The following is a 20,052-nucleotide window of genomic DNA, read 5'->3' on the forward strand; positions in this document are numbered from 1 at the left end:
TTTCTACGCAGTCGGCGCGATCTTCCCTATGGGGAGTAGGCGGAGCCAGGGGATGATAGCCGAGGGGAAAGACTCGTCGATCGAGCTATTGGAAGATCGGGTGCTTGTCCGCAGAGCCGGCAAAGTGACGGCCAATATTCCAATCACCGACGTAGTGGAAACCATTTATCAGCAAGCCAGCCCTTTGCACGAAGGCCACCTGCAAATTAAGACGCGCGAGACACCGGTCACAGGGAAAGACGGCGTCGTTTTTTACGGCAATAGCGCCGAACCTGCATTCTCGAAGCTAAACCGGGCAATAAACAGGTTAATCCATTCAAACCTGGCGAAGGCGCGCGAGAACGCGCCGAAACTGCACACGATGAGCATCATGCTAGGGTCAGGGAAGTGGATACATGTGACAGGCGTGAAACTCTACCCTGAGGCGAAGGTCGCGGAAATCCAATCTTTGCGTGCACAAGCAAGCAATGCACTTGGACCGAAATCGAGTTCTTCATTCGGTATAATTGGTGCACCAGGGGCTGCCTTCATAGCCGAATCGGTCGCGCTGTCCTTTATCTCCGGACTCATGGCTAATGCTGCTGCCAGAGCTGCAGCAAAGCAGGCCCTCGAGTTCTTCCAAAAGGCCCAGAGGCTCTATGAACAGATGATGGCAGACTTCGGGGCTGTCGTAGGCGTTGGTCACATATCCCAGATCGAAATATCGCAGCCAGTCCTTTGGCGAACATGGAGCCCCGGCGGGGATGTTTACCTTCACAATGGCGACGATTTCGTAACCGTTGACTCACCGGAGGGTGAGTTTTTGATCAATTGGCGGGATGTATCCGCAATTCAGTTGTTGAGAGGTGGCTAGGCAAAGTTATCGGCGAAGGAGTCCTAGCCGCCCTTGCGGCGATCGCCCTTTGGCAGGCTTCCCTTGCCAGCGCCATGCACGTCAAGGTCATGCCGCGGTCAAGCCCGGTTGCTTCTTCACCATGCCAGGAATGCCGGTGCGGCAAGCCGTATCATTCAAGGACGGAAACGCTGGCATCGGCCTTGCACGGCAGACATTGCCGGGTTGATCTCCGGCAGCTCGTCGGGTTTGAGGCAGTTGTTGGGGGCCTCGCCCGGCGAGTTCAGCGAAACCGGTGGAATGTAACCAACCGTGATATTCATGCAGCCTTGCTAATGTAACCTCTGCATCGGCCGACTCCCCAACCCCGAGTCGGCTAGGCCCGGCGGTTCAACTCAACGCACCCCAACAGAGCGCGGAACTGTCGGGCCGCTTTATGGACAAAGCGTCCAGCCGTTCCGCTGCTCTGGCGTCACCGCATGATTGGTGAACTGCAAATTCCGATCGTCGCGGCCGGCGGCACGGCACTCGCGGCAGTAGGTGACTTGATCGAATCCCAATGCATGCAGCCACGGTCAGGCCTTAGCCGCTTGGCTGTGCCGGTTGCGGACAGGCTCAAGGGGTAAGCGGACCTAGCCCATTTGGCCGCTGGGACGGTAAACCCGCCGGGCGAGAACCCCAACACCTCGAGCCCGGCGAGCCTACAACCCGATCTGGAACGCGATCGGGGCCGGGATCAGCCGGCATTGTCCGCGTTGCAAGAGCGATGCCGGAAAGTCTGTTCCGGAATGGGACAGCTGCGCCGCATGCTTCACGCTTGATCACGTAAACGCCTGGCGCGGCTCAAATAATCCCTCGCTTCCCACTTTGTCGCCGGTCTAGACTTCGGACTGGGGATTTTCGATGCCTGTTGTCGAGGCGCTGCTGTCGCTGATTGGCCCGGCCTATTTGGCCTATTACGGCTTCGCGGTTCCGGCGATGGTCGTCTGGGCAATTCTGTGCGCTGCCCTGTGGGTCTGGAACAACCGGCCGGGCAAGAGGCAGAACGGCGTTGCCCGGTCGCGGTCCGCCGGCCTGATGGTCTTCGTGCTTATAGCCGCCTGTTACGTCGCGGCGCATACGGGCGTGTATCTTCTAGCTCGGCATCTGGCCGGGCTCTGGGCGTAATCTTTCCCTCCTCCCCTTGTGGGAGAAGGTGGATCGGCGCGCAGCGCCGAGACGGATGAGGGGTGTTCCAGCGGAGTGAGACGCTGGCTTTCCCTGGAGCACCCTCATCCGGCCGCTTCGCGGCCACCTTCTCCCACAAGGGGAGAAGGGAAAGGCCTAGATATCGAACTCGCCCTGCCCTTCGTCCATGGCGCTGACCGTCTCGGCCGCGAGCGCCCGGGTGATCGGCGTCTTGCGCTCAAGCGCGGCGCGGTCGAGGCGCTCGACGACGCGCATGGCGGTGCCGAGCGAACGCTCGATGCGGCGCACCAGATATTGCACCACATGCGGCTCGACCTCGACCTGGCGGTCGGCGAACAGCTTTGTGATGACGCCGGCAAGCAGCAGATCGTCCGGCTCGTGGATCTCGATCGTCGCCGCCGCCTTCAGCCGCGAGACGAGGTCGGGCAGCGCGACGCGCCAGGCCGAGGGGAAACGCCGTGCCGTAAGCAACAGCGTCGAGCCGGCGCCGCGCGCTTCGTTGATCAGGTGGAACAGGTCCTGCTCATCGATCGCCGCCTTGTCGATGTCGTCGATGAGCGCCGGCCTGACGCCCAACCCGCCAATGTGTTCGCCGATCCGGCCTGGATCGATGGCGACGGCATGCGCCCGCTCCTGCCATATGCGGGCGAGATGCGTCTTACCCGAGCCGGCCGGCCCGGCCAGCACGACCACCGGCGACGGCCAATCCGGCCAGCGGTCGATCAGCGATGCAGCTTGCGCGTTGGTGCCCGAGACGACGAGCTCGTCTCGCGAATAGCCGGTGCCGTGCCCGAGATCGAGCGGCAGCTGGCGCGGCATATCGGTTCGCTCACCGGCCACTTCAGCCACGCGGCTTCGCGCGATGGCCGCCGCCGCGATCGGCCGGCAATGGCGGCACGGACTCTGTGGCGTGACCCTTGTAAAGCGGCGATTCAAGGTAGCGAGCGATCGCGAAGCGCACCAGCACGGCAATCGCCGCCGAGGCCGGCACGGCAATCAGAAGGCCGACGAAGCCGAACAGCGCGCCGAAGGCGAACAGCGCGAACATCAGCCAAACCGGGTGCAGACCGACGCTCTTGCCGACCAGCCGGGGCTGCAGGATGTTGCCCTCGATGAACTGGCCGACGAAAAACACACAGGCGACCGCAACGATCATCGTCCCGTCCGGCCAGAACTGGACGAAGGCGACGCCGACGGCCAGCACCAGCCCGGTCAACGATCCGACATAGGGAATGAAGGAGATCAATCCGGCGAAGAAGCCGATGAGGATGGCGAAGTTCAAGCCGGTCAGCGTGAGCCCGGTGGCATACATGGCGCCGAGCACAAGGCATAGCGTGCCCTGTCCGCGCACGAAGCCGGCGGTGGCGGTGTTGATGTCGCGGGCAAGCGCGCGCACCGTCTCGACATGGTCGCGTGGCACCCAGCCGTCGACCTCGGCTACCATGCGGTCCCAGTCGAGCAGCATGTAGAAGGCGACGACCGGCGTGACGACGAACAGGCTGATCACCGAGACCAGCGCCACGCCGGAGCTCCAGATCGAGGTGAAGACGGTGGTGAGCAGGCTGAAACCGGAAGTCAACAGCGAGTTCAGCCCGTCGCGCAGGCCGGCGGCGTTGACGCCAAAACGCTGCTCCAGCCATTTCGGGTCGAAACTGGTGATCAGCGACTGCAGGCGGGTGAGGTATTCCGGCAGCTTGCGGGCGAAATCGGCCATCTGGGTGGCCAGCACCGGCACCAGGATGACGAAGGCCAACACCACGACGACGATAAAAGCGATCAGGATTACCACGGTCGCCATCAGGCGCGAGAGGCCAAGCCGCTGCAGCCAGTCGGCGACCGGATCGAGGAAATAGGCGAGCACCATGCCGGCGACGAAGGGCAGCAGAATGCCTGAGAAGACATAGAGGAACAGCGCCAGCAGGACGGCTGTTGCCAGCCAGAAGAAGACCTGGCGGCGAAGCCCGCCGGAGCTGTCGTCAGCGACGATCACCGCGCCATCGTAGTCAGGCGTCGGTGCTGGAGCCGCCCGACTTGCCGATGCCCGACTTGGTGTCGCCGTTCTGGGAGTTGCTCGTCCGGGAGCCTTCGCCATAGCCGCTCATATGCCTCAGCCAAGCCACGAGATAGGCCGCGGCCGAAGCCACGGTCAAGACCCCGGTCAGCAATATGAGCCCGGTCCGCAGCGGGCCCAGATGCGCGGCAAAGGCGAGTTCCCCCAGCACAAGCGCCGCCAGCACGATCTGCGCGGCAGTGTTGGCCTTCGACACGAAGAGCGGCTTCACCTCGACCGGATGGCTCATAACGCTCGACAACAGCACGGCGCAAACGATCAGCCCATCGCGCGAGACCATGGTCACCACCAGCCAGAGCGGCAGTTCGCCGGCAAAGCCCATGACGACGAAGACCGAGACAAGCAAAAGCTTATCGGCGATCGGATCGAGATAGGCGCCAAGCTGGGACGACTGGTTCCAGCGGCGCGCGATGAAGCCGTCGACACCGTCGGAAATGCCGGCGATGAGGAAGCCGGCGAAGGCCCAACCCCAAAGCGACTGCAGCATGGCCAGCATCACGGCGGGCACGAGCAGCAGCCGCATGATCGTGATCATGTTGGGAAGGGTCACGTGATGTCCCGTCGTGTCTTTTGTTGGGAAAGATGAGGGAGATGGAAGGTCGGCGCAAGTAGCGGGCGGTGAAGCGAGTAGTCTCCTCCCTTGAGGGGGAGATGGCCGGCAGGCCAGAGGGGTCGCCGCGCGTGGAGCGCCAGCGCCCTTCGCCAACAGAGGAGGTTGGCGCTTCACGCGGAGCGACCCCCTCAGTCGCCTTTGGCGACATCTCCCCCTCAAGGGGGGAGATTAGCTCTCGCGCCTTGCTCCCCGAAACCATTCATGCGAAGAGCCCGCAATGACAAACATGGACGAGCCGGATATGAGCAAGGGCGACCAAGCCAAGCGCAGGAACGGGCTCACCTACGCCGAGGCGGGCGTCGACATCGATGCCGGCAACCTGATGGTCGAGAAGATCAAGCCGCTGGTGCGCGCGACGCGCCGGCCGGGCGCCGATGGCGAGATCGGCGGGTTCGGCGGGCTGTTCGACCTGAAGGCGGCCGGCTTCACCGATCCGGTGCTGGTCGCGGCCAATGACGGCGTCGGCACCAAGCTCAAGATTGCCATCGACGCAGGAAAGCATGACACGATCGGCATCGACCTCGTCGCCATGTGCGTCAACGACATCGTCGTGCAGGGCGCCGAGCCGCTGTTCTTCCTCGACTATTTCGCCACCGGCAAGCTCGATCCGGACCAGGGCGCCGCGATCGTCGGCGGTATCGCGCAAGGCTGCGGGCAGGCCGGCTGCGCGCTGATCGGCGGCGAGACGGCCGAGATGCCCGGCATGTATCATGACAAGGACTACGACCTTGCCGGCTTCGCGGTCGGTGCGGCCGAACGCGGCCAGTTGCTGCCGACCGACGACATCGTCGAGGGCGACGTGCTGCTTGGCCTTTCCTCCTCCGGCCTGCACTCTAACGGTTTTTCGCTGGTGCGCCGCATCGTGGCGGCGAGCGGCCTTGCCTGGAGCGATCCGGCGCCGTTCAACGACGAGCTCAGCCTTGCCGAGGCGCTGCTCGAGCCGACGCGCATCTATGTGAAGTCGATCCTCAAAGCGATCCGCAACACGCATGGCATCAAGGCGCTGGCCCACATCACCGGCGGCGGTTTCCCGGAAAACATTCCGCGCGTGCTGCCGAAGGATTTTTCGGCCGAGCTCGACCTCGAGGCGATCGACGTGCCACCGGTATTCTCGTGGCTGGCCAAGACCGGCGGCGTCGCGCCGGAAGAAATGATGCGCACCTTCAATTGCGGCATCGGCATGATCCTCGCCGTGGCCTCCGGCCAGGCGGCGCAGGTCGCGGCGGTGCTGCAGGAAGCCGGCGAGACCGTGACGCCGATCGGCAGGATCGTGCCGCGCCGCGACGCCGGCGTCATCTATCGGGGCGCGATCGGCCTATGAGCAGGAAGCGCACGGTGGTCCTGATCTCGGGGCGCGGCTCCAACATGACGGCGCTGATCGCCGCGGCCGCCGACCCAACCTATCCGGCCGAGATCGTCGGCGTCATCTCCGACCGGGCGAACGCCGCGGGCCTCGGCATCGCCCAGTCGCGCGGCATCGCCACCAAGGTCATCCAGCGCGCCGACCATCCGAGCAAGGACGCCTATGACGCCGCGATCGACGCCGCGCTCACCGGCTTCGGCGCCGACATCGTGGCGCTAGCCGGCTATATGCGCATCCTCGGACGCGGCCTCGTCGAGAAATGGCAGGGACGCGTGGTCAACATCCACCCTGCCCTGCTGCCGGCCTTCAAGGGATTGGACACGCATGCGCGCGCCATCCGCGCCGGCGTGCGCATCCATGGCTGCTCGGTGCATTTCGTCACGCCGGAGATGGATGACGGCCCGATCATCGCGCAGGCCGCCGTGCCGGTGATGGTCGGCGACAATGAGGACACGCTTGCCGCGCGCGTGCTGAAGGCCGAGCATCGGCTCTATCCACTGGCGCTGGGCCTCGTCGCTGAAGGCAAGGCGCGCATGGAAAAGGGCCACACCGTGCTTGCGCATTTCGCCGACGATGCCGACAACGCCGCCTCGGTGGTGATGGCGCCGGATCCGCTGCGGGAGGAAACCGACCTCGAACAGCTGGCGCGGATCACGCCGTAGGGCCTTGGCGGGGAATTGCAGCATGGCGCTTACCCCTGAACTGCCGAGCCAACCCCTGGGTCAAACCGAAACGGACCGGCTGCGTAAGGCTTGGATAGACGGATTAGGCAGCGGCCCGTTTGCTCCCTTCGACATCGACGAGATCAAGCGGAAGGCCCGCGCCCGACTGGACAAGCAATCTTGGTCCTGAACAATGCCGACGAGACAATTGCTTATCTTACGCCACGCCAAGTCGAGCTGGGACGATCCCAAGCTTGACGATTTCGACCGGCCGCTCGCCCCGCGCGGGCTGAAGACGGCGCCGCTGATCGGGCGCGAGCTTTCGCGGCGCGGCTGGCTGCCGGAGCTCGCGCTGGTCTCGCCGGCGCTGCGCACCCGCGATACCTGGCGGCTGGTCACTCAGGAACTGCCGAAGCATGTGTCCGCGGAATTCGCGGAAGAGCTCTACGAGGCAGCGGCCGGCGCCATCCTGGCGCGCGTGCGGCAGGTCAAGGCGACCAACCTGCTCGTGATCGGCCACAACCCCGGCCTGCAGAATTTTGTGCTTAGGCTCGCGGGTGCCGGGTCGGATAGGGACGTGTTCAAGAAGATCGAAGCGAAGTTTCCGACGACGGCACTTGCGCGGTTTACAGTAAAGGGCGACTGGGCGAATCTCGATTTCGGCGGCGCGCGGCTGACGCATTTCGTCAGGCCGAAGGATTTGGGGTAGACACCGAAGCTGCCGATCTCCGGCCGCAAACAAAAGGCGGCGGAGCAAGCCCGCCGCCTTTGGCAAATCCTGAGACGTGAAACCTCAATTGCCCCAGATGCCCTGGCCCGGATCAGGCCGGGCCTGCGACGGCGCCGCTCCGGTGGTCATCGAGGTGTCGACATTGGCAGGCTTGGCGGACTCGTGCTTGCGCACCGAGGCGGTGAGCCCGCGGTCGACGCCGGCGGTCGGCTGGTTGACGTTGTCCGCGCCATAATGGTCGCTGCCGGCGAAGGCAGAACCCATGACGAGAAGCATGGCCGCGGTGGTAAGAGCGATTCTGGTCATTGTAAAAGTTCCTTTCGTTAAAAGGGTGGAGGTATTGGGGGATCGAAGCGGCGTCAGCGGCCCCACAGGCCGTCGTCGTTATGCCGGGCAATGATGTCGACGACGGTCCGGCTGGTTGCGGCCGTCACCGAAGCCTGGCGATGCGCCGTGCCGCGTTCGCCGATCGAGCTGGTCATCATGTGATCGGCGCCGGCGGCCGGCTGGTTGGCGCCGTCGGCGCCGTAATGGTCGCTGCCGGCAGAGGCGCTGCCCATGGCAGCGGCGAGCATGGCAGCCACGACGAATGCGGTCCTGGTCATCTCAATGTTCCTTGTCCTGTCGTTCTATCGGCGGCGCCTTGGGAGGATGGCCCCGCTGCCGACAAGACCCGGAACAGTCCGGATTTATTCCCGATCAAGATTTCGGCTTCCGCGACCGCTTACCCCGATTGGGTTCTCGCAAAATTGCCTGGTCGAACGCACGGAAAAGCCCGGGCCAACGCATAGCCGGCTCCACAAAAACAGAGCGGCGGGACAAGCCCGCCGCTTTGAGGTCTATCGAAGATCGGAACCGATCAATGGCTGCCGAAGAGGTCGCGGTCCGCGCCCTGGGTCAGGGGCTTCTGGACATTCGCATCAGACTTCTTGACCGAAGCGGTGAACGAGGTGTCGACCGAAGCGGCCGGCTGGTTGGCATTGGCCGAACCGTAATTGTCCGAGCCAGCGAAAGCGGCGCCGGTGGCAACGAGAAGCGCGGCGGCGGTAACAGCGATCTTGGTCATTTGAGTTGCTCCAGATTTAGGAATCGAGGTTGCGGTTGATTGGGATCCGAGCCGCTTAGCGGCCCCAGATGCCCTGGCCCGACTGCGGCTGGTTCTGATCAGGCGTGATGTGGAAGTCGCGCTGTTCGAGCTTGTCGAGCTTGCGGATCGAACCGGTGATGCTGTTGTCGACCTTGCCCGCGGGAGCAGTCACGGCCGGCTGATTGACGTTGTCGGAACCGTAATGGTCGCTGCTGGCAAAAGCGCCGCTCGTAGCGACGAGGAGGGCAGCGGCGGTAAGAGCAATCTTGGTCATTTTAAGTACTCCGGATTTTCAAAGTCATGTCCGTCTGGTGGCGTGCCTTGATGGAAATTCGCGTCGCTCGGACCACCCCGAAATGGGTCTGTCCTGCTGCCAGTTCCAATCACGAAAATTTGTGAACTGAACCGTTCGGTTCGATCTTGAAATTGCGTGAAAGGCTAAGCGGCCGGACTCTTATCGTTTGAAATCAACTGGTTACGGCGAGCGATTGTCGAGATGCCCCTGGCCAGTCCTGCCGGCGTTCACCGCGGCTACACGGATCGTCAACATTATTTGAACCGAACGGTTCGGTTTTATCACTTGCATGGCCGGGGAAGTGGCCCGGCGGGCGGCGTGATCGGGTTGGCGGCCGCCGGGAAACCGCGTTTGCCTTGCGGGCGGATCGATACTATCGGTTGCCTCAGGGACCAATTCGGATGCCGCCTGCCGCTCTCGGCGAAGGTCGGCGCCGTTGGGAGGAAACAGCGACGAACGATGCGGCTGCTGCTTGTCGAGGACAATCGCGAACTGGCCGATTGGCTGAGCAAGACGCTGCGCCAGGCGAGCTATGTCGTCGACGTCGTGCATGACGGCGAGGACGTCGAGCATGCTTTGGCCGCCGGCGATCACGCTCTGATCATTCTCGACCTCGCCCTGCCCCGCATGAGCGGCATGGAGGTGCTGAAAAGGCTGCGGGCGCGCGGCAACCCGGTGCCGGTGATCGTGCTCACCGCCAACGCCAGCCTCGACGGCCGGGTCAAGGGGCTGAACGAAGGCGCCGACGACTATCTGGCCAAACCCTTCCAGATCGAGGAGCTGGAGGCGCGCATCCGCGTGCAGCTGCGCCGCGCCAACGACCGCACCGCGCCGGTCATTTCCTGCGGCGACCTCGTCTTCGACACCAACACACGCCTGTTCTCGCTTGCCGGCACGACGCTGTCGCTGACGCCGCGCGAGCACGCGGTGTTGGAACAGCTCGTCGTCAAGGCCGGCCGCACGGTGAGCAAGGCGGCGCTCTCGGCGGCCATCTACGACTTCGACACCGACGCCGACCCCAGCGCCATCGAGATCTATGTGCATCGCCTGCGCAAGAAGCTCGAGGGATCGCGCGTCCAGATCGCCACCTTGCGCGGTCTCGGCTACCTTTTGCGCCAAGACGATCCGGCGCCATGAGAATCGGCAGTCTTCGGATCGGCAGTCTTCGGATCGGCAGCCTTCGGATCCAATTGCTGGCCTGGGTGGTGCTGCCGCTGGCCGGGCTCGCCGCCATCAATCTATGGACCAGCCATGGCAATGCGCGCGCGACTGCCGATCTGGTCACCGACCGGATGCTCATGGCATCGGCGCGCGCCATCGCCGAGCAGGTCGCGGTGAAAGACGGCGTGCTCGACGCCACCATTCCACCGGCGGCGATCGAGATGTTCGATACCGGCGATCGCGACAGTGTCTATTACCATGTCGAGACCGCGGGCGGCCGGCTGCTGACCGGCTATCCCGACCTGCCGAAGGCGACCCAGCGCGGCAGTATCGAGACCGGTTTTCGCGATCATCGTCTGCGGCTGGCAACGCTCAGCCATGCGGTGATCGGTGCCGGGTCGGATTCACCGATCACGGTCACGGTCGGCGTGACGCTCGGCGGTCACGACGCGATGGTGAGGCGTCTGTGGTTGAGCGCCTTTGGCCAGCAGCTGGCGCTAGTGGCGATCGCCGGCGTTTTCGTGCTGCTTGGCTTGCGCCGCGGGCTGGCGCCTCTGATCCGCCTGCGCGATGCGGTTCGCTCGCCGGGCCGCAGCGACCTCGACCCGATCGAGGTGGCGGGCGCGCAGAGCGAGATCAGGCCGCTGATAGAGGCGCTCAATGCTTATATGGCGCGCGTGCGGGCGCAGATGGCGGCGCAGCGCCGCTTCATCGCCAATGCCGCGCACCAGTTGCGCACGCCGCTGGCGCTGCTGTCGACACAGGCGAGCTACGCCTTGCGCGAAAGCGTCGCGGATCGACGGCGGGAAGCGCTTGTGGCGTTGCAGGCAAGTTCGGGCAAACTGGCGCGACTGGCCGAGCAGCTGCTCACGCTCTCGCGCGCCGAACCCGGCAGCCGGCGTCCGCGCGCCGACCGCATCGATCTCACCGAGGCCGCCCGCCAGGTGCTGGAGGCACATGCGCCGAAGGCGATCGAACGCAACATCGACCTCGGCCTCGAGGAAACCGGCCCCGTGCCGGTCACCGGCGACGGAACGATGTTGCGGGAGATGATCGTCAATCTTGTCGACAACGCGTTGCGTTACACCCCGGCCGGCGGCAGCGTCACTGTGAAGCTCGCCGCCACTGGCAGCGAGGCGTTGCTGACCGTGACGGATGCCGGACCAGGTATTCCCGTGGAAGAGCGGGAGCACGTCTTCGAACGCTTCTACCGCATAGCCGGTTCGGCGGAGGAAGGCAGCGGGCTCGGGCTCGCCATCGTCCACGAGGTGGTCGAGAACGCCAGCGGCAGCGTCACGCTCGGCGACGCCGCCGCGGGCGGGCTCAAGGTCGAGGTGCGGCTGCCGCTGGCAGGCAACTGAGGTAGTTCACTGCGTCTCATGCAGCGGCTGAGGACGCCACTTTGCCAGCCGGCTCTCGACCATCGTCATCAGGTACTCGGCGGCCAGCGCGACCACCATGACGATGACGATCGCGGCATACATGCCCGCCGCGTCGAACGAACCCTTGGCGATGTTGATCAGCAGTCCGATGCCGTAGCGCGAGCCGACGAACTCGCCGACGATGGCGCCGATGATGGCGAAGCCGAAGCTGACATGCAGGCTGGCGAAGATCCAGCTCATCGCCGACGGCACGATCACCGAGCGGGTCAGCTGCCAGTCGGAGGCGCCGAGGATACGGGCATTGGCGATCATGGCGCGGTCGGCCTCGCGCACGCCCTGGAAGGCGTTGTGGAAGACGACGAAGAACACCATGACGAAGGCTAGCGCCACCTTGGAAGCAAGGCCGAGGCCGAGGATCATGATGAAGATCGGCGCCAGCACCACGCGCGGGATCGAGTTGATCACCTTGATGTAGATCGAGAAGATATCGGCGGCCATGCGGTTGCGGCCGAGCGCGACGCCAATGATGATGCCGGCGACCGAACCGGTGACGAAGCCCAGCACCGATTCCTCCATGGTGACATAGAGGTGGTACCAGAGCGGGCCTTCCGAGGTGCCCTCCGTGATCCATTCATAGAGCCGGCCGGCGATCGTGCTCGGCATGGCGTAGAAGAAGGGATCGATCCAGGCCGTGCGGCCGGCGATTTCCCAGAGGGCAAGGAAGACGACCAGGATGCCCAACCGCCAGAACGTGACGGTGTGGCGGCGATGCGCGGCGGCCTTGGCGGCGGCGGCCTCGATCTCGGCGTCCGAGGTTCCGGGCCTGAAGGCGGCGGTCGGGATGTTGACGGTGGCGTCTGTCATGTCGGGTCTCCTCACGCCGCGGCGCGGGCGTAGCTGGTCTCGACCTCTTCCTTGAGATCGGCCCAGATGGTGCGCGAATAGTCGATAAAGCGCTGCTCGTAGCGGATCTCGGCGACGACGCGCGGGCGCGGCAGGTCGATCGTGTAGACGGATTTTACCGTCGCCGGCCCGGCGGTGAGCACATAGACCTTGTCGGCCAGCGCGATGGCTTCCTCGAGGTCGTGGGTGACGAAGACGACGGAGGCCTTCGCCTCGGACCAGAGGCGCAACAGCTCCTCATGCATGAGCACACGCGTCTGCACGTCGAGCGCCGAGAACGGCTCGTCCATCAACAGGATCTCTGGACCGTTGATGAAGGTCTGGGCGAGCGCCACGCGCTTGCGCATGCCGCCGGAAAGCTGGTGTGGATAGTGCTGCTCGAAGCGGGCCAGGCCGACGCGCGCCAGCCAGTCGCGCGCGGAAGCCTGGGCCTGCGCCTTGGGCTTGCCGCGAAACAGCGGCCCGGCCATGACATTCTCGATCACGGTGCGCCAGGGAAACAGCGCATCGGTCTGGAACACGAAGCCGATGCGCGGATCAATGCCCTTGACCGGCGCGCCCATGACGCGGACCTCGCCGGCGCTCGGGCTGGCGAGCCCGGTGACGAGATTGAGCGTCGTCGACTTGCCGCAGCCGGTCGGGCCGACGACAGCGACGAACTCACCGCGTTCGACCGTCATGGTGAAATCGCGGATCGCCGTCAGCGATTTGCCTGTGGGGGAAAGGAAGCGGCGGCTGACATTGATCAGCTCGATCGCCGGAGCGGTGTTTTCGGCAGCCATGGTTGAACAGACTCCAATAGCGGGCGATCCCCGTGCGGGAGATCGCCGGACGTGGAAACAAAGCGGGCATGATGGCGCGAGGTTTGGGACCCCGCGCCGTCCTGACGACTACTTCACGTTCTTGACGAATTCCGTTGTGTAGGTTTTCGACAGGTCGATCTGCTTGCCCTGCAGTTCTTTCTTGAAGGCCGACAGAACGGTGAGCACCGTCTCCGGTCCACCCTGCGGCATCACGCCATCGGGGGTGAACATCGCCTTGCCGGCGTCGAGCGCTTTCACATAGCCTTCCTTGTCGCCGACATAATAGTCCTTCGGCATCTTTTCGGCGATCTCGGCGCCGCTATGCGTGCTGATGAACTTCAGCGTCTTGACGAAGGCGTTGGCGAGCTTCTGAACGGTTTCCTTGTGGGCGTCGACCCATTCGGTCTGCATGTAGAGCGAGGCGGCCGGATAGGTGCCACCAAGTGCCGCCTTCGTGCCTTCCACGGTGCGCATGTCGACGAGCACCTTGGCCTCGCCAGTCTTGAGCAGCCGGCTGATCGTCGGCTCGGTTGTCATGCCGGCCTGGATCTTGTCCTGCTGCATGGCTGCTATGAAGGTATTGCCGGCGCCGACCGGCACAGAGGTGAATTCGCCGAGCTTCAGTCCGTTCTTGACCGCAAGATATTCCGTCAGGAAGTTGGTCGAGGAACCGAGGCCGGTGACGCCGAGGCTCATGCCCTTGAAATCGGCGGGCGACTTGATCTCGGGATGTTTCGCCGAGACGAGCTCGACCTCGCCCGGCGCCTGGCTGAACTGGACGACGGATTCGACGAACTTGCCCTTGGCCTGCAGGTCGATGCTGTGGTCGTAGAAGCCGACCACGCCCTGTACGGCGCCAGCCAGCATCTCGTTCTCTGCGTCGACGCCGGCCGGCTCGTTGAGCAACTCGACGTCGAGGCCCTCATCCTTGAAATAGCCGAGCGCCTCGGCGAGCTTGGCGGGCAGGTAGATCTGCTTTTCGTAGCCGCCGACCATGATCGAGATCTTGTCGGCGGCCGATGCCGTCGTGGCGCCCGCGGCAAGCATGGCAAGCGTCAGCGTCGCCGAACGAACAGCGTGTCTAGAGATAAAACCGGTCACGTAACTTCCTCCACCTGGGCGGCGCGCCATCCGGGCTGCGCCGCATCTCCTCCTTGCCGACCCCTCCCGGGCCAGTCACGGCGAACGCCGCGAATACCGTCATGGCATGGCCAAGCTTTCAGCTGGCTTTCAGCCTTTTTAGCGACCGTCAAAGGCCATCACGTCGCGCATGTCGTATTCACCCGGCGGCCGGCCGGCGACCCAGAGGGCCGCCGCGATGGCGCCGCGCGCGAACATCGAGCGGTCGCCGGCCGTATGCGAGAGGGTCAGCGTTTCGCCTTCGCCAAGGAAGCTGACGCTGTGCTCGCCGACGATGCTGCCGCCGCGCAGCACGGCGAAGCCGATCTCGCCCGCAGGGCGCGGACCGATCAGACCATCGCGGGCGCGCTTCGCAACGTCGTCCAGCTCAATGCCACGTCCGCGCGCGGCCGCCTCGCCCAGCATCAGCGCCGTGCCCGACGGCGCGTCGACCTTGAAGCGATGATGCGCTTCGAGGATCTCGATGTCGCAGTCATCGGACCCAAGCGCCCTCGCCGCCTGCTCGACAAGGCCGGTCAGCATGTTGAGCCCGAGCGAATAGCTGCCGGAGCGCACGATGGCGATTGTCTTTGCCGCTTCGGCGATTGCGGCCAGCTCCGACGCACTGAAACCGGTCGAGCCGACGACCAGCGCCGGGCCGCCGCGCGCGGCGCAGGCTTTGGCCAGTTCGGCGGACGCCGCGGGTGTGGTGAAATCGATGACCACGTCGGCAAGCGCCAGCGCTTCGTCGCGCTCGACCAGCCCCTCGCCCGTGCTGCCCGGCCGATGGAAGCGCGCGGCGAGCTGCAGCCGCTGGTCGGCCGCGACGGTTTCGGCCATTTGTCGGCCCATGCGGCCGAGCGCGCCGGCGATGGCTATCTTGAGCGGTTGCGGCATGGCGTTTTCTGTCGAAAGGCGAGTCGGAACAAACCTCTAGCACGCCGCCCTGCCAAATTGATTCAGCTGCCTACGGTGCCACGACATCGGCACGTGGACGCGAGCGAACCGCGAACGAATGTGAAGCGCCACACTCATCATCGTTGACGTGACGTGCTATTTTGCCGTCAGCGTCCGGCTGCACCCGGACCCACGTCCGAGGGGGGCGCCCATGCCGCGGCCAGTGCACGTCCTGGTTCCTTTCTGCCTCGCTGTCTTTTCCTGCATTCCTTTGGTGCCGCTTGCGGGCGGAGCCCTCGCTGCACAGGCTTCTTCCGACAAACCCGATGATGCGATCAAGAAGCCCGAGCTCGACGCGGCAAAGAAGGCCGCTCTCGCCGAGGCGATCAGCGTCTGCGACAAGGGCGCCTCGGTGCCGCTCGATCCCGAAGCCAAGGCGCCGCCGGTCCAGTATGGGGCGCTCTTTCCGCAAGACTTCGATCTCACCAAGCTCAAAACCGTTGCCGACAAGTGCCAGGCGGCGATGCTCGGCGCGCCGCAGGAAAAGCGGCTGACGCTTGAATGGCTGCGGGTCCAGGTCGCGCTCAACCAAGCGGGGCTCACCTTTCTTCTGCCGCAGATCAAGCTCATCGCCGACGGCGGCAGTCCCGAGGCGAATTATCTGCTCTATGAGATCTATTCGGTGCACCGGCATGACAGCGCCGACGCCGGTCCACTGCCGGTCACACGAGCGATGGCGCTCGATGCCTTGCAGAACGCAGGCGCTGCCGGCCATCTCACGGCGCTTGAGACGCTGCTGCGTCAGTATTTGGATGGGCCGCTGCTGCGCCGCGACGCGCACAAGGTGGTTGAGGCCGCGCAACGCGTCATCGACGCACCGGCCCAGGGCCAATCGCCCGGCGAATGGGACAGCCAGTTCCGCGCCGCCATGCCGCTGCTGATTGCGCGGACGACGCTGACGGCAGACGGCTTCACGAGCGACGAGCAGCAAAAGGCCTTTCATACCGTCGAGACCGATTCCCAGGCCGGGGCCAACGGCTCCGGACGATCGGCGCTGGCTTACATCAAGGCGCTGCGACTGGGCCGCGGGACCTCGCAGGACGCGGTGAAGGCCAGGCAGTTGCTGGAGGCGCGCGTCGGCAGCGATCAAGATGCCATACCGATGCTGGCCGACATGCTGGCCAAGGGCGAAGGCGGCCCGGCGGATGGCAAGCGCGCCATCGCGATGCTGCGCGCCGCAACCAAGAATGTCTCCGAGGCCAGGCCGATGCTCGCCGGCCTGCTCCTGGACGGCAAGTTCGTCGGCCGTCAGCCGCGCGAGGCGATCCAGCTGCTCAACGCCCCCTGGGATCTCGACGCCAGCATCAGGCTGGCGAAGCTGCTTCCCGACTATGACGGTTTTCAAATCGACAATCCGGACCAGTTGGTCGGGCGCCTCAGCGACGCCGCCGAGGCAGGCGAGCCAGGTGCTGCGCTGGCGCTGGCGCGGCTGCAACTGTCGGACGATCAGCAGTTCAAGAACGAGGATTTGGCGCGTGCCATGCTGAAGCCGCTGGCGGACGGCGGCGACCGCGACGCGCTCTGGCTCTACGCCTCGACGCAATATGCCAATCTCGATTCGACCAGCTATCGCCCGTCGCGCCGCGGCGACGGGCCGAGCGACGATCAATTGAAAGCGCTGATCGACGAGGGCGAGGCCAGGAAGGAACAGCAGGCTTATCTGCTGCACGCAAAGCTTCTGCGCAAGGGCGTGGTCTATCCGCAGGACGACGCCAAGGCGACGGCGATGCTGATCAACGCCGCCAATCTCGGCAGCGTCGAGGCCATGGTGCTGCTCGGCGATGCCTATGATGACGGTGTCGGCATCGACAAGAACCCGCGCGAGCGCCTGCATGCCTGGCGCGAGGCGGCGCGGCTCGGCTCGCTCAAGGCAAGGAGCAAGCTCGCCAACGCCTTCACCTTCGACAGCTTCGATCATCTGCTGACGCTGCGCGAAGGCATCACCGACCGCGTCGCGCTTTACAATGACGGCATCGGCAGGATGGGCGCCGGCGTGTTCGACGCCAACGACGCCGACATGGAGTTGAGCGGCCTCTTTTCCGGCCCGGCCTCCAGCGCCGGAACGGCGGCGATCGCAGCCGCGGTGATGGATGCTTTCCGAGAGGCGCCGGCCGGCCTCGACGACCAGAACCTCGTCGGTATCGGCAAGGCGCTGCCCGATGAGATCCGCGTCGCCATCGAGACGGCGTTGAAGAACGAAGGTTTCTACACCGGTGAGCCGAAAGGCTATTTCGGCCCGGACGCGCGCAAGGCGCTGGCCGCCTGGGTCGACGCGAAGGGGCCGCTTGGCGATGCTCCCAGCCCGCAAGCCGCAGCCGGGACACAACAGGCCGCGCCGGGCCCGGGCGGCGACGCGGACGTCGTCAACCGCATCCGCGACAAGGTGTTTGCCCAGGCGCAGGCCGCCAAGACCGACAAGCAGAAGCTTGCCGCCATCAAGCAGCTCGGCATTCTCGCCCGCTACGGCGACCTGCCCTCTCGCTGGGTGCTGGTGCGCAACTACCATCAGGCGCGCGCCATCCGCTCGGTCGTCACACCCGAGGAGATCACCCGCTACGCGCTGGATATACTGGTGTCGAAGCCCGAGGGCGTCGAGAAGCCGGAATTCGAGTTCATCTTCGACCTGACACAGATCGCGCAGGATCGGAAATCGAAGGCGGTCGGCGGCGCCACGCTGCAGGCGATCCGCGACGATCCGCGCCTGCAGGACCCGCTGACGCTCGGCGCCATCATGGGCCAATTCGCCTTCGCGCCGGACGCTTGCGACTCCATACTCGCCGCTGCCAAGAAAGCCGGCATCGACGGCGTGGGCTCGGACGGATGCGACGAGGACACACGCACTGCCCTCATTACCTTCGCCAAGGAGAAGGGCGCGTCCGGTATCGATGCGGCGGCGCGCAAGGCGGCCGCGGAGGAGATCAAGGCGCTGGACGCTCAGGCGGCGAAGTAACAAGGCAGCGGGTTGCGGGACAGGCCTATTCGGCCTTGTCAACGCGCTCCAGGATCGCGCGATAACGGCTGCATACAGTGGGGTCTTGGTAGAAATCCGCTTCGGTATCGATGATCTGGTCGAGGCTCAGGCCGCGATAATGCGTCTTTACCTTCGCCAGCACGTCTTGCGCTTGCCTGATTTCGCCGAGTTCAGCATGGCAGATGATAAGACGAATGAGCGACCACGGTGGCACTGTTACCATTTTCGCGTAGCAGGCCGTTGCTTCGCGATATTGCCCGGCCGTGGTCAGTATGATGCCGCGAAAGTCATCATACCATCCGACTGCGTATGGGTCGCGGCGCTGGGCTTCGGTTATTTCAACAAGCGCCTCGCCCGGCCTATCGGTGTAGTTCAGATGAAGCGCACGGATACTGAGAATGATAGGATCATTCGGGTTGAGCGCAACCGCCCGGTCAAGGCTGATGTCAGCTTGCTTGAATTGGCGCAGGTACAAGTGAGCAAAACCGGTGGCGAGATGCCCATAGGCTTCGTCGGGGTCAAGCTGCAGTGCGGTTCTTGCGATCGCCAGTCCGGAGTGCAAAAGGTCGGTACTGTCGTAAATCCAGAAGAACTTGAGGGTTTCTACAAAGCTGAGCAAGGCATGAGCAACAGCAAACCGCGGGTCGAGCTTTACCGCCTGGCGCAGAAAGGGCTCAGCTTCGCGCACCGTATCATAGTCGTAGGTGGCTGCCAGTTGCAGCGCCCGCAAGTAAAAGTCATAGGCCGACATGTTGTCGGTCGGCCTGGCCCTGGCACGCGAGGCAATCGCGGTTCTGGCCTGTCGAGCCAGACGCGCCGCTATCATCTGGGTGATTTCGTCCTGGATCGCGAAAATGTCGTCGAGTTCCCGGTCGTAATGTTCACCCCAAATATGAGCCATTGAGGACGCATCGATCAGTTGCACGGTGACCCGCACCCGGTTGCCGATCTTGCGCACGCTGCCTTCGACGACGTACTGGACGCCAAGTTTCTTCGCCACCTCGGCCACGTCATTCGCCTTGCCACGGAACTGGAAGGAGGAGTTCCGCGCAATGACCAGAAACTCCCTGAACTTGCCAAGCTGGGTGATGATGTCTTCGGTTATCCCGTCGCTGAAATAGTCCTGCTCCTGATCGCCGCTCATATTGTCGAAGGGAAGAACGGCGATGGACGCTCTGGACGGTGCCGTAGCCTCCGCTATAGCCACAAAGGGCTTGGGGCCGGCATATTTATAGCCGCGGCCATGCACGGTCGCGATCATCTCGGCGGACAGCAGTTTTCGTAGCGCCGAAATGTGGACCTGCAGCGTGTTCTCCTCCACCACCATGCTGGGCCAGACCGCATCGAAAAGTTCGGTCTTGCCGATCACCTCATCGGGCCTGTCGAGCAACATGGCGAGGATGTCGAAGGAACGTGCCGAAAGCTCCAACGGTCCCTTCGGCCCGAGCAACTGCCGTTCGGCTCGTTTCAAACGATAGTTCCCAAACTCCAGGTCCATTGGCCAAGAACCACCCTCGCGGGCAGGATAATCCAAGATGACCTTGAATGCGAACTTCAGGGTCACTGGGGACACTTCGGTTCACGCAATTTCAGGGCCGTTCAGGACTCTTCAGGTTTAAGCCAAGGACCTGAGTGGGGAGCGGTGGCATTCTCGCGGCGTCACAGGAGGACACCATGACCGGCATCTCCATCGACGCTTTTGTTAGCGCCCATCGTCTACACCTGCCACGGCTGAGGTTTCCGAGGCTGGCAATCGGCGCAGAACTCAGCGCCGTCCCCGGTCTGATATCCGATGCTTTCAAAATGGCCTACCTAGCCCCTTACAGCGGTCTCCATCGTCAGCCTCAGGTCGCGCCGGACGATGATCTCGAAGGCCGAGACCCCAGTTGGTGAGCCATCAGGCAATGGCAGACCG

22 protein-coding genes are annotated in these 20,052 nt (G+C 64.2%); 9 read left to right on the forward strand and 13 right to left on the reverse strand.

Going from position 1 to position 20,052, the window contains the following annotated elements; all coding sequences use genetic code 11:
• Positions 1-52 precede the first annotated feature (52 nt).
• Positions 53-853, forward strand: coding sequence for a hypothetical protein (locus CK230_RS04425; RefSeq protein ID WP_141245989.1), 801 nt, complete (start codon positions 53-55; stop codon positions 851-853).
• A 155-nt stretch (positions 854-1,008) separates the two neighbouring features.
• Here the strand turns inward: CK230_RS04425 and CK230_RS33030 are convergent, their stop codons facing one another.
• Positions 1,009-1,155, reverse strand: a complete 147-nt coding sequence (locus CK230_RS33030) for a hypothetical protein (RefSeq protein WP_176480011.1) — start codon at positions 1,153-1,155, stop codon at positions 1,009-1,011.
• A gap of 580 nt (positions 1,156-1,735) precedes the next feature.
• Here CK230_RS33030 and CK230_RS04430 point away from each other — a divergent pair.
• Positions 1,736-1,999 (forward strand): hypothetical protein, encoded by a 264-nt coding sequence (locus CK230_RS04430; RefSeq protein WP_095815987.1) that lies wholly within the window; start codon positions 1,736-1,738, stop codon positions 1,997-1,999.
• A 156-nt stretch (positions 2,000-2,155) separates the two neighbouring features.
• Here the strand turns inward: CK230_RS04430 and hdaA are convergent, their stop codons facing one another.
• The 3 genes from hdaA to CK230_RS04445 all read right to left on the reverse strand — a co-directional run bounded on the left by hdaA (position 2,156) and on the right by CK230_RS04445 (position 4,641).
• A complete protein-coding gene (gene hdaA, locus CK230_RS04435; RefSeq protein WP_095815988.1) occupies positions 2,156-2,860 on the reverse strand; it encodes a DnaA regulatory inactivator HdaA in 705 nt (234 codons plus the stop codon).
• Between the two features lies 1 nt (position 2,861).
• Positions 2,862-3,956 carry an AI-2E family transporter gene (locus CK230_RS04440; RefSeq protein WP_245429841.1) on the reverse strand — a complete coding sequence of 365 codons (1,095 nt, stop codon included), beginning with the start codon at positions 3,954-3,956 and terminating at the stop codon, positions 2,862-2,864.
• A gap of 67 nt (positions 3,957-4,023) precedes the next feature.
• Entirely contained in the window at positions 4,024-4,641 is a 618-nt protein-coding gene (locus CK230_RS04445) for a CDP-alcohol phosphatidyltransferase family protein (protein ID WP_095815990.1), read from the reverse strand.
• A gap of 304 nt (positions 4,642-4,945) precedes the next feature.
• Here CK230_RS04445 and purM point away from each other — a divergent pair, with 304 nt between their 5' ends.
• From purM to CK230_RS04465, 3 genes are all read left to right on the forward strand, one after another.
• Positions 4,946-6,025, forward strand: a complete 1,080-nt coding sequence (purM, locus tag CK230_RS04450; protein ID WP_095816417.1) for a phosphoribosylformylglycinamidine cyclo-ligase — start codon at positions 4,946-4,948, stop codon at positions 6,023-6,025.
• On the forward strand, positions 6,022-6,729 hold the full coding sequence (gene purN, locus CK230_RS04455; protein WP_095815991.1) for a phosphoribosylglycinamide formyltransferase: 708 nt from the start codon (positions 6,022-6,024) through the stop codon (positions 6,727-6,729). Before purM ends, purN begins: the two co-directional genes overlap by 4 nt.
• Positions 6,730-6,922: 193 nt before the next feature.
• On the forward strand, positions 6,923-7,438 hold the full coding sequence (locus CK230_RS04465; RefSeq protein WP_095815992.1) for a histidine phosphatase family protein: 516 nt from the start codon (positions 6,923-6,925) through the stop codon (positions 7,436-7,438).
• 84 nt (positions 7,439-7,522) lie between these two features.
• On the opposite strand, the gene CK230_RS04470 is transcribed toward CK230_RS04465, so the two are convergent.
• From CK230_RS04470 to CK230_RS04485, 4 genes are all read right to left on the reverse strand, one after another.
• The gene (locus CK230_RS04470) at positions 7,523-7,765 is read right to left on the reverse strand and encodes a DUF680 domain-containing protein (RefSeq protein WP_095815993.1); all 243 of its coding nucleotides are present in this window, start codon (positions 7,763-7,765) and stop codon (positions 7,523-7,525) included.
• Positions 7,766-7,818: 53 nt separating this feature from the next.
• Positions 7,819-8,064 (reverse strand): DUF680 domain-containing protein, encoded by a 246-nt coding sequence (locus tag CK230_RS04475; RefSeq protein WP_095815994.1) that lies wholly within the window; start codon positions 8,062-8,064, stop codon positions 7,819-7,821.
• A gap of 254 nt (positions 8,065-8,318) precedes the next feature.
• Complete coding sequence (locus CK230_RS04480; RefSeq protein ID WP_095815995.1) at positions 8,319-8,525, reverse strand: DUF680 domain-containing protein; 207 nt, start codon at positions 8,523-8,525, stop codon at positions 8,319-8,321.
• 55 nt (positions 8,526-8,580) lie between these two features.
• Positions 8,581-8,820, reverse strand: coding sequence for a DUF680 domain-containing protein (locus tag CK230_RS04485; RefSeq protein WP_095815996.1), 240 nt, complete (start codon positions 8,818-8,820; stop codon positions 8,581-8,583).
• A gap of 480 nt (positions 8,821-9,300) precedes the next feature.
• Between CK230_RS04485 and CK230_RS04490 the strand changes: the two genes are divergently transcribed.
• Both CK230_RS04490 and CK230_RS04495 read left to right on the forward strand, forming a co-directional pair.
• Positions 9,301-9,978 carry a response regulator gene (locus CK230_RS04490; protein WP_095815997.1) on the forward strand — a complete coding sequence of 226 codons (678 nt, stop codon included), beginning with the start codon at positions 9,301-9,303 and terminating at the stop codon, positions 9,976-9,978.
• Positions 9,975-11,363: a sensor histidine kinase gene (locus tag CK230_RS04495; protein ID WP_095815998.1), complete on the forward strand. Its 1,389-nt coding sequence runs from the start codon at positions 9,975-9,977 to the stop codon at positions 11,361-11,363. The genes CK230_RS04490 and CK230_RS04495 overlap by 4 nt, the downstream gene beginning before the upstream one ends.
• A gap of 6 nt (positions 11,364-11,369) precedes the next feature.
• On the opposite strand, the gene CK230_RS04500 is transcribed toward CK230_RS04495, so the two are convergent.
• The 4 genes from CK230_RS04500 to dapB form a co-directional block, all read right to left on the reverse strand.
• Positions 11,370-12,248 (reverse strand): ABC transporter permease, encoded by an 879-nt coding sequence (locus CK230_RS04500; protein ID WP_095815999.1) that lies wholly within the window; start codon positions 12,246-12,248, stop codon positions 11,370-11,372.
• Positions 12,249-12,259: 11 nt separating this feature from the next.
• Positions 12,260-13,069 (reverse strand): ABC transporter ATP-binding protein, encoded by an 810-nt coding sequence (locus CK230_RS04505; RefSeq protein ID WP_095816000.1) that lies wholly within the window; start codon positions 13,067-13,069, stop codon positions 12,260-12,262.
• A gap of 108 nt (positions 13,070-13,177) precedes the next feature.
• Entirely contained in the window at positions 13,178-14,137 is a 960-nt protein-coding gene (locus CK230_RS04510; RefSeq protein ID WP_245429842.1) for an ABC transporter substrate-binding protein, read from the reverse strand.
• 192 nt (positions 14,138-14,329) lie between these two features.
• Positions 14,330-15,106 carry a 4-hydroxy-tetrahydrodipicolinate reductase gene (dapB, locus tag CK230_RS04515; protein WP_095816002.1) on the reverse strand — a complete coding sequence of 259 codons (777 nt, stop codon included), beginning with the start codon at positions 15,104-15,106 and terminating at the stop codon, positions 14,330-14,332.
• A gap of 211 nt (positions 15,107-15,317) precedes the next feature.
• Here dapB and CK230_RS04520 point away from each other — a divergent pair, with 211 nt between their 5' ends.
• On the forward strand, positions 15,318-18,116 hold the full coding sequence (locus tag CK230_RS04520; RefSeq protein ID WP_141245990.1) for a sel1 repeat family protein: 2,799 nt from the start codon (positions 15,318-15,320) through the stop codon (positions 18,114-18,116).
• Positions 18,117-18,141: 25 nt separating this feature from the next.
• Here CK230_RS04520 and CK230_RS04525 read toward each other — a convergent pair whose 3' ends face one another.
• Positions 18,142-19,701 carry a winged helix-turn-helix domain-containing protein gene (locus tag CK230_RS04525; RefSeq protein ID WP_245429822.1) on the reverse strand — a complete coding sequence of 520 codons (1,560 nt, stop codon included), beginning with the start codon at positions 19,699-19,701 and terminating at the stop codon, positions 18,142-18,144.
• Between the two features lie 110 nt (positions 19,702-19,811).
• Between CK230_RS04525 and CK230_RS04530 the strand changes: the two genes are divergently transcribed.
• Positions 19,812-20,030 carry a hypothetical protein gene (locus CK230_RS04530; RefSeq protein ID WP_095816419.1) on the forward strand — a complete coding sequence of 73 codons (219 nt, stop codon included), beginning with the start codon at positions 19,812-19,814 and terminating at the stop codon, positions 20,028-20,030.
• Positions 20,031-20,052: the final 22 nt, after the last annotated feature.

It is taken from the genome of Mesorhizobium sp. WSM3859 (assembly GCF_002295065.1).
GTDB lineage: Bacteria > Pseudomonadota > Alphaproteobacteria > Rhizobiales > Rhizobiaceae > Mesorhizobium.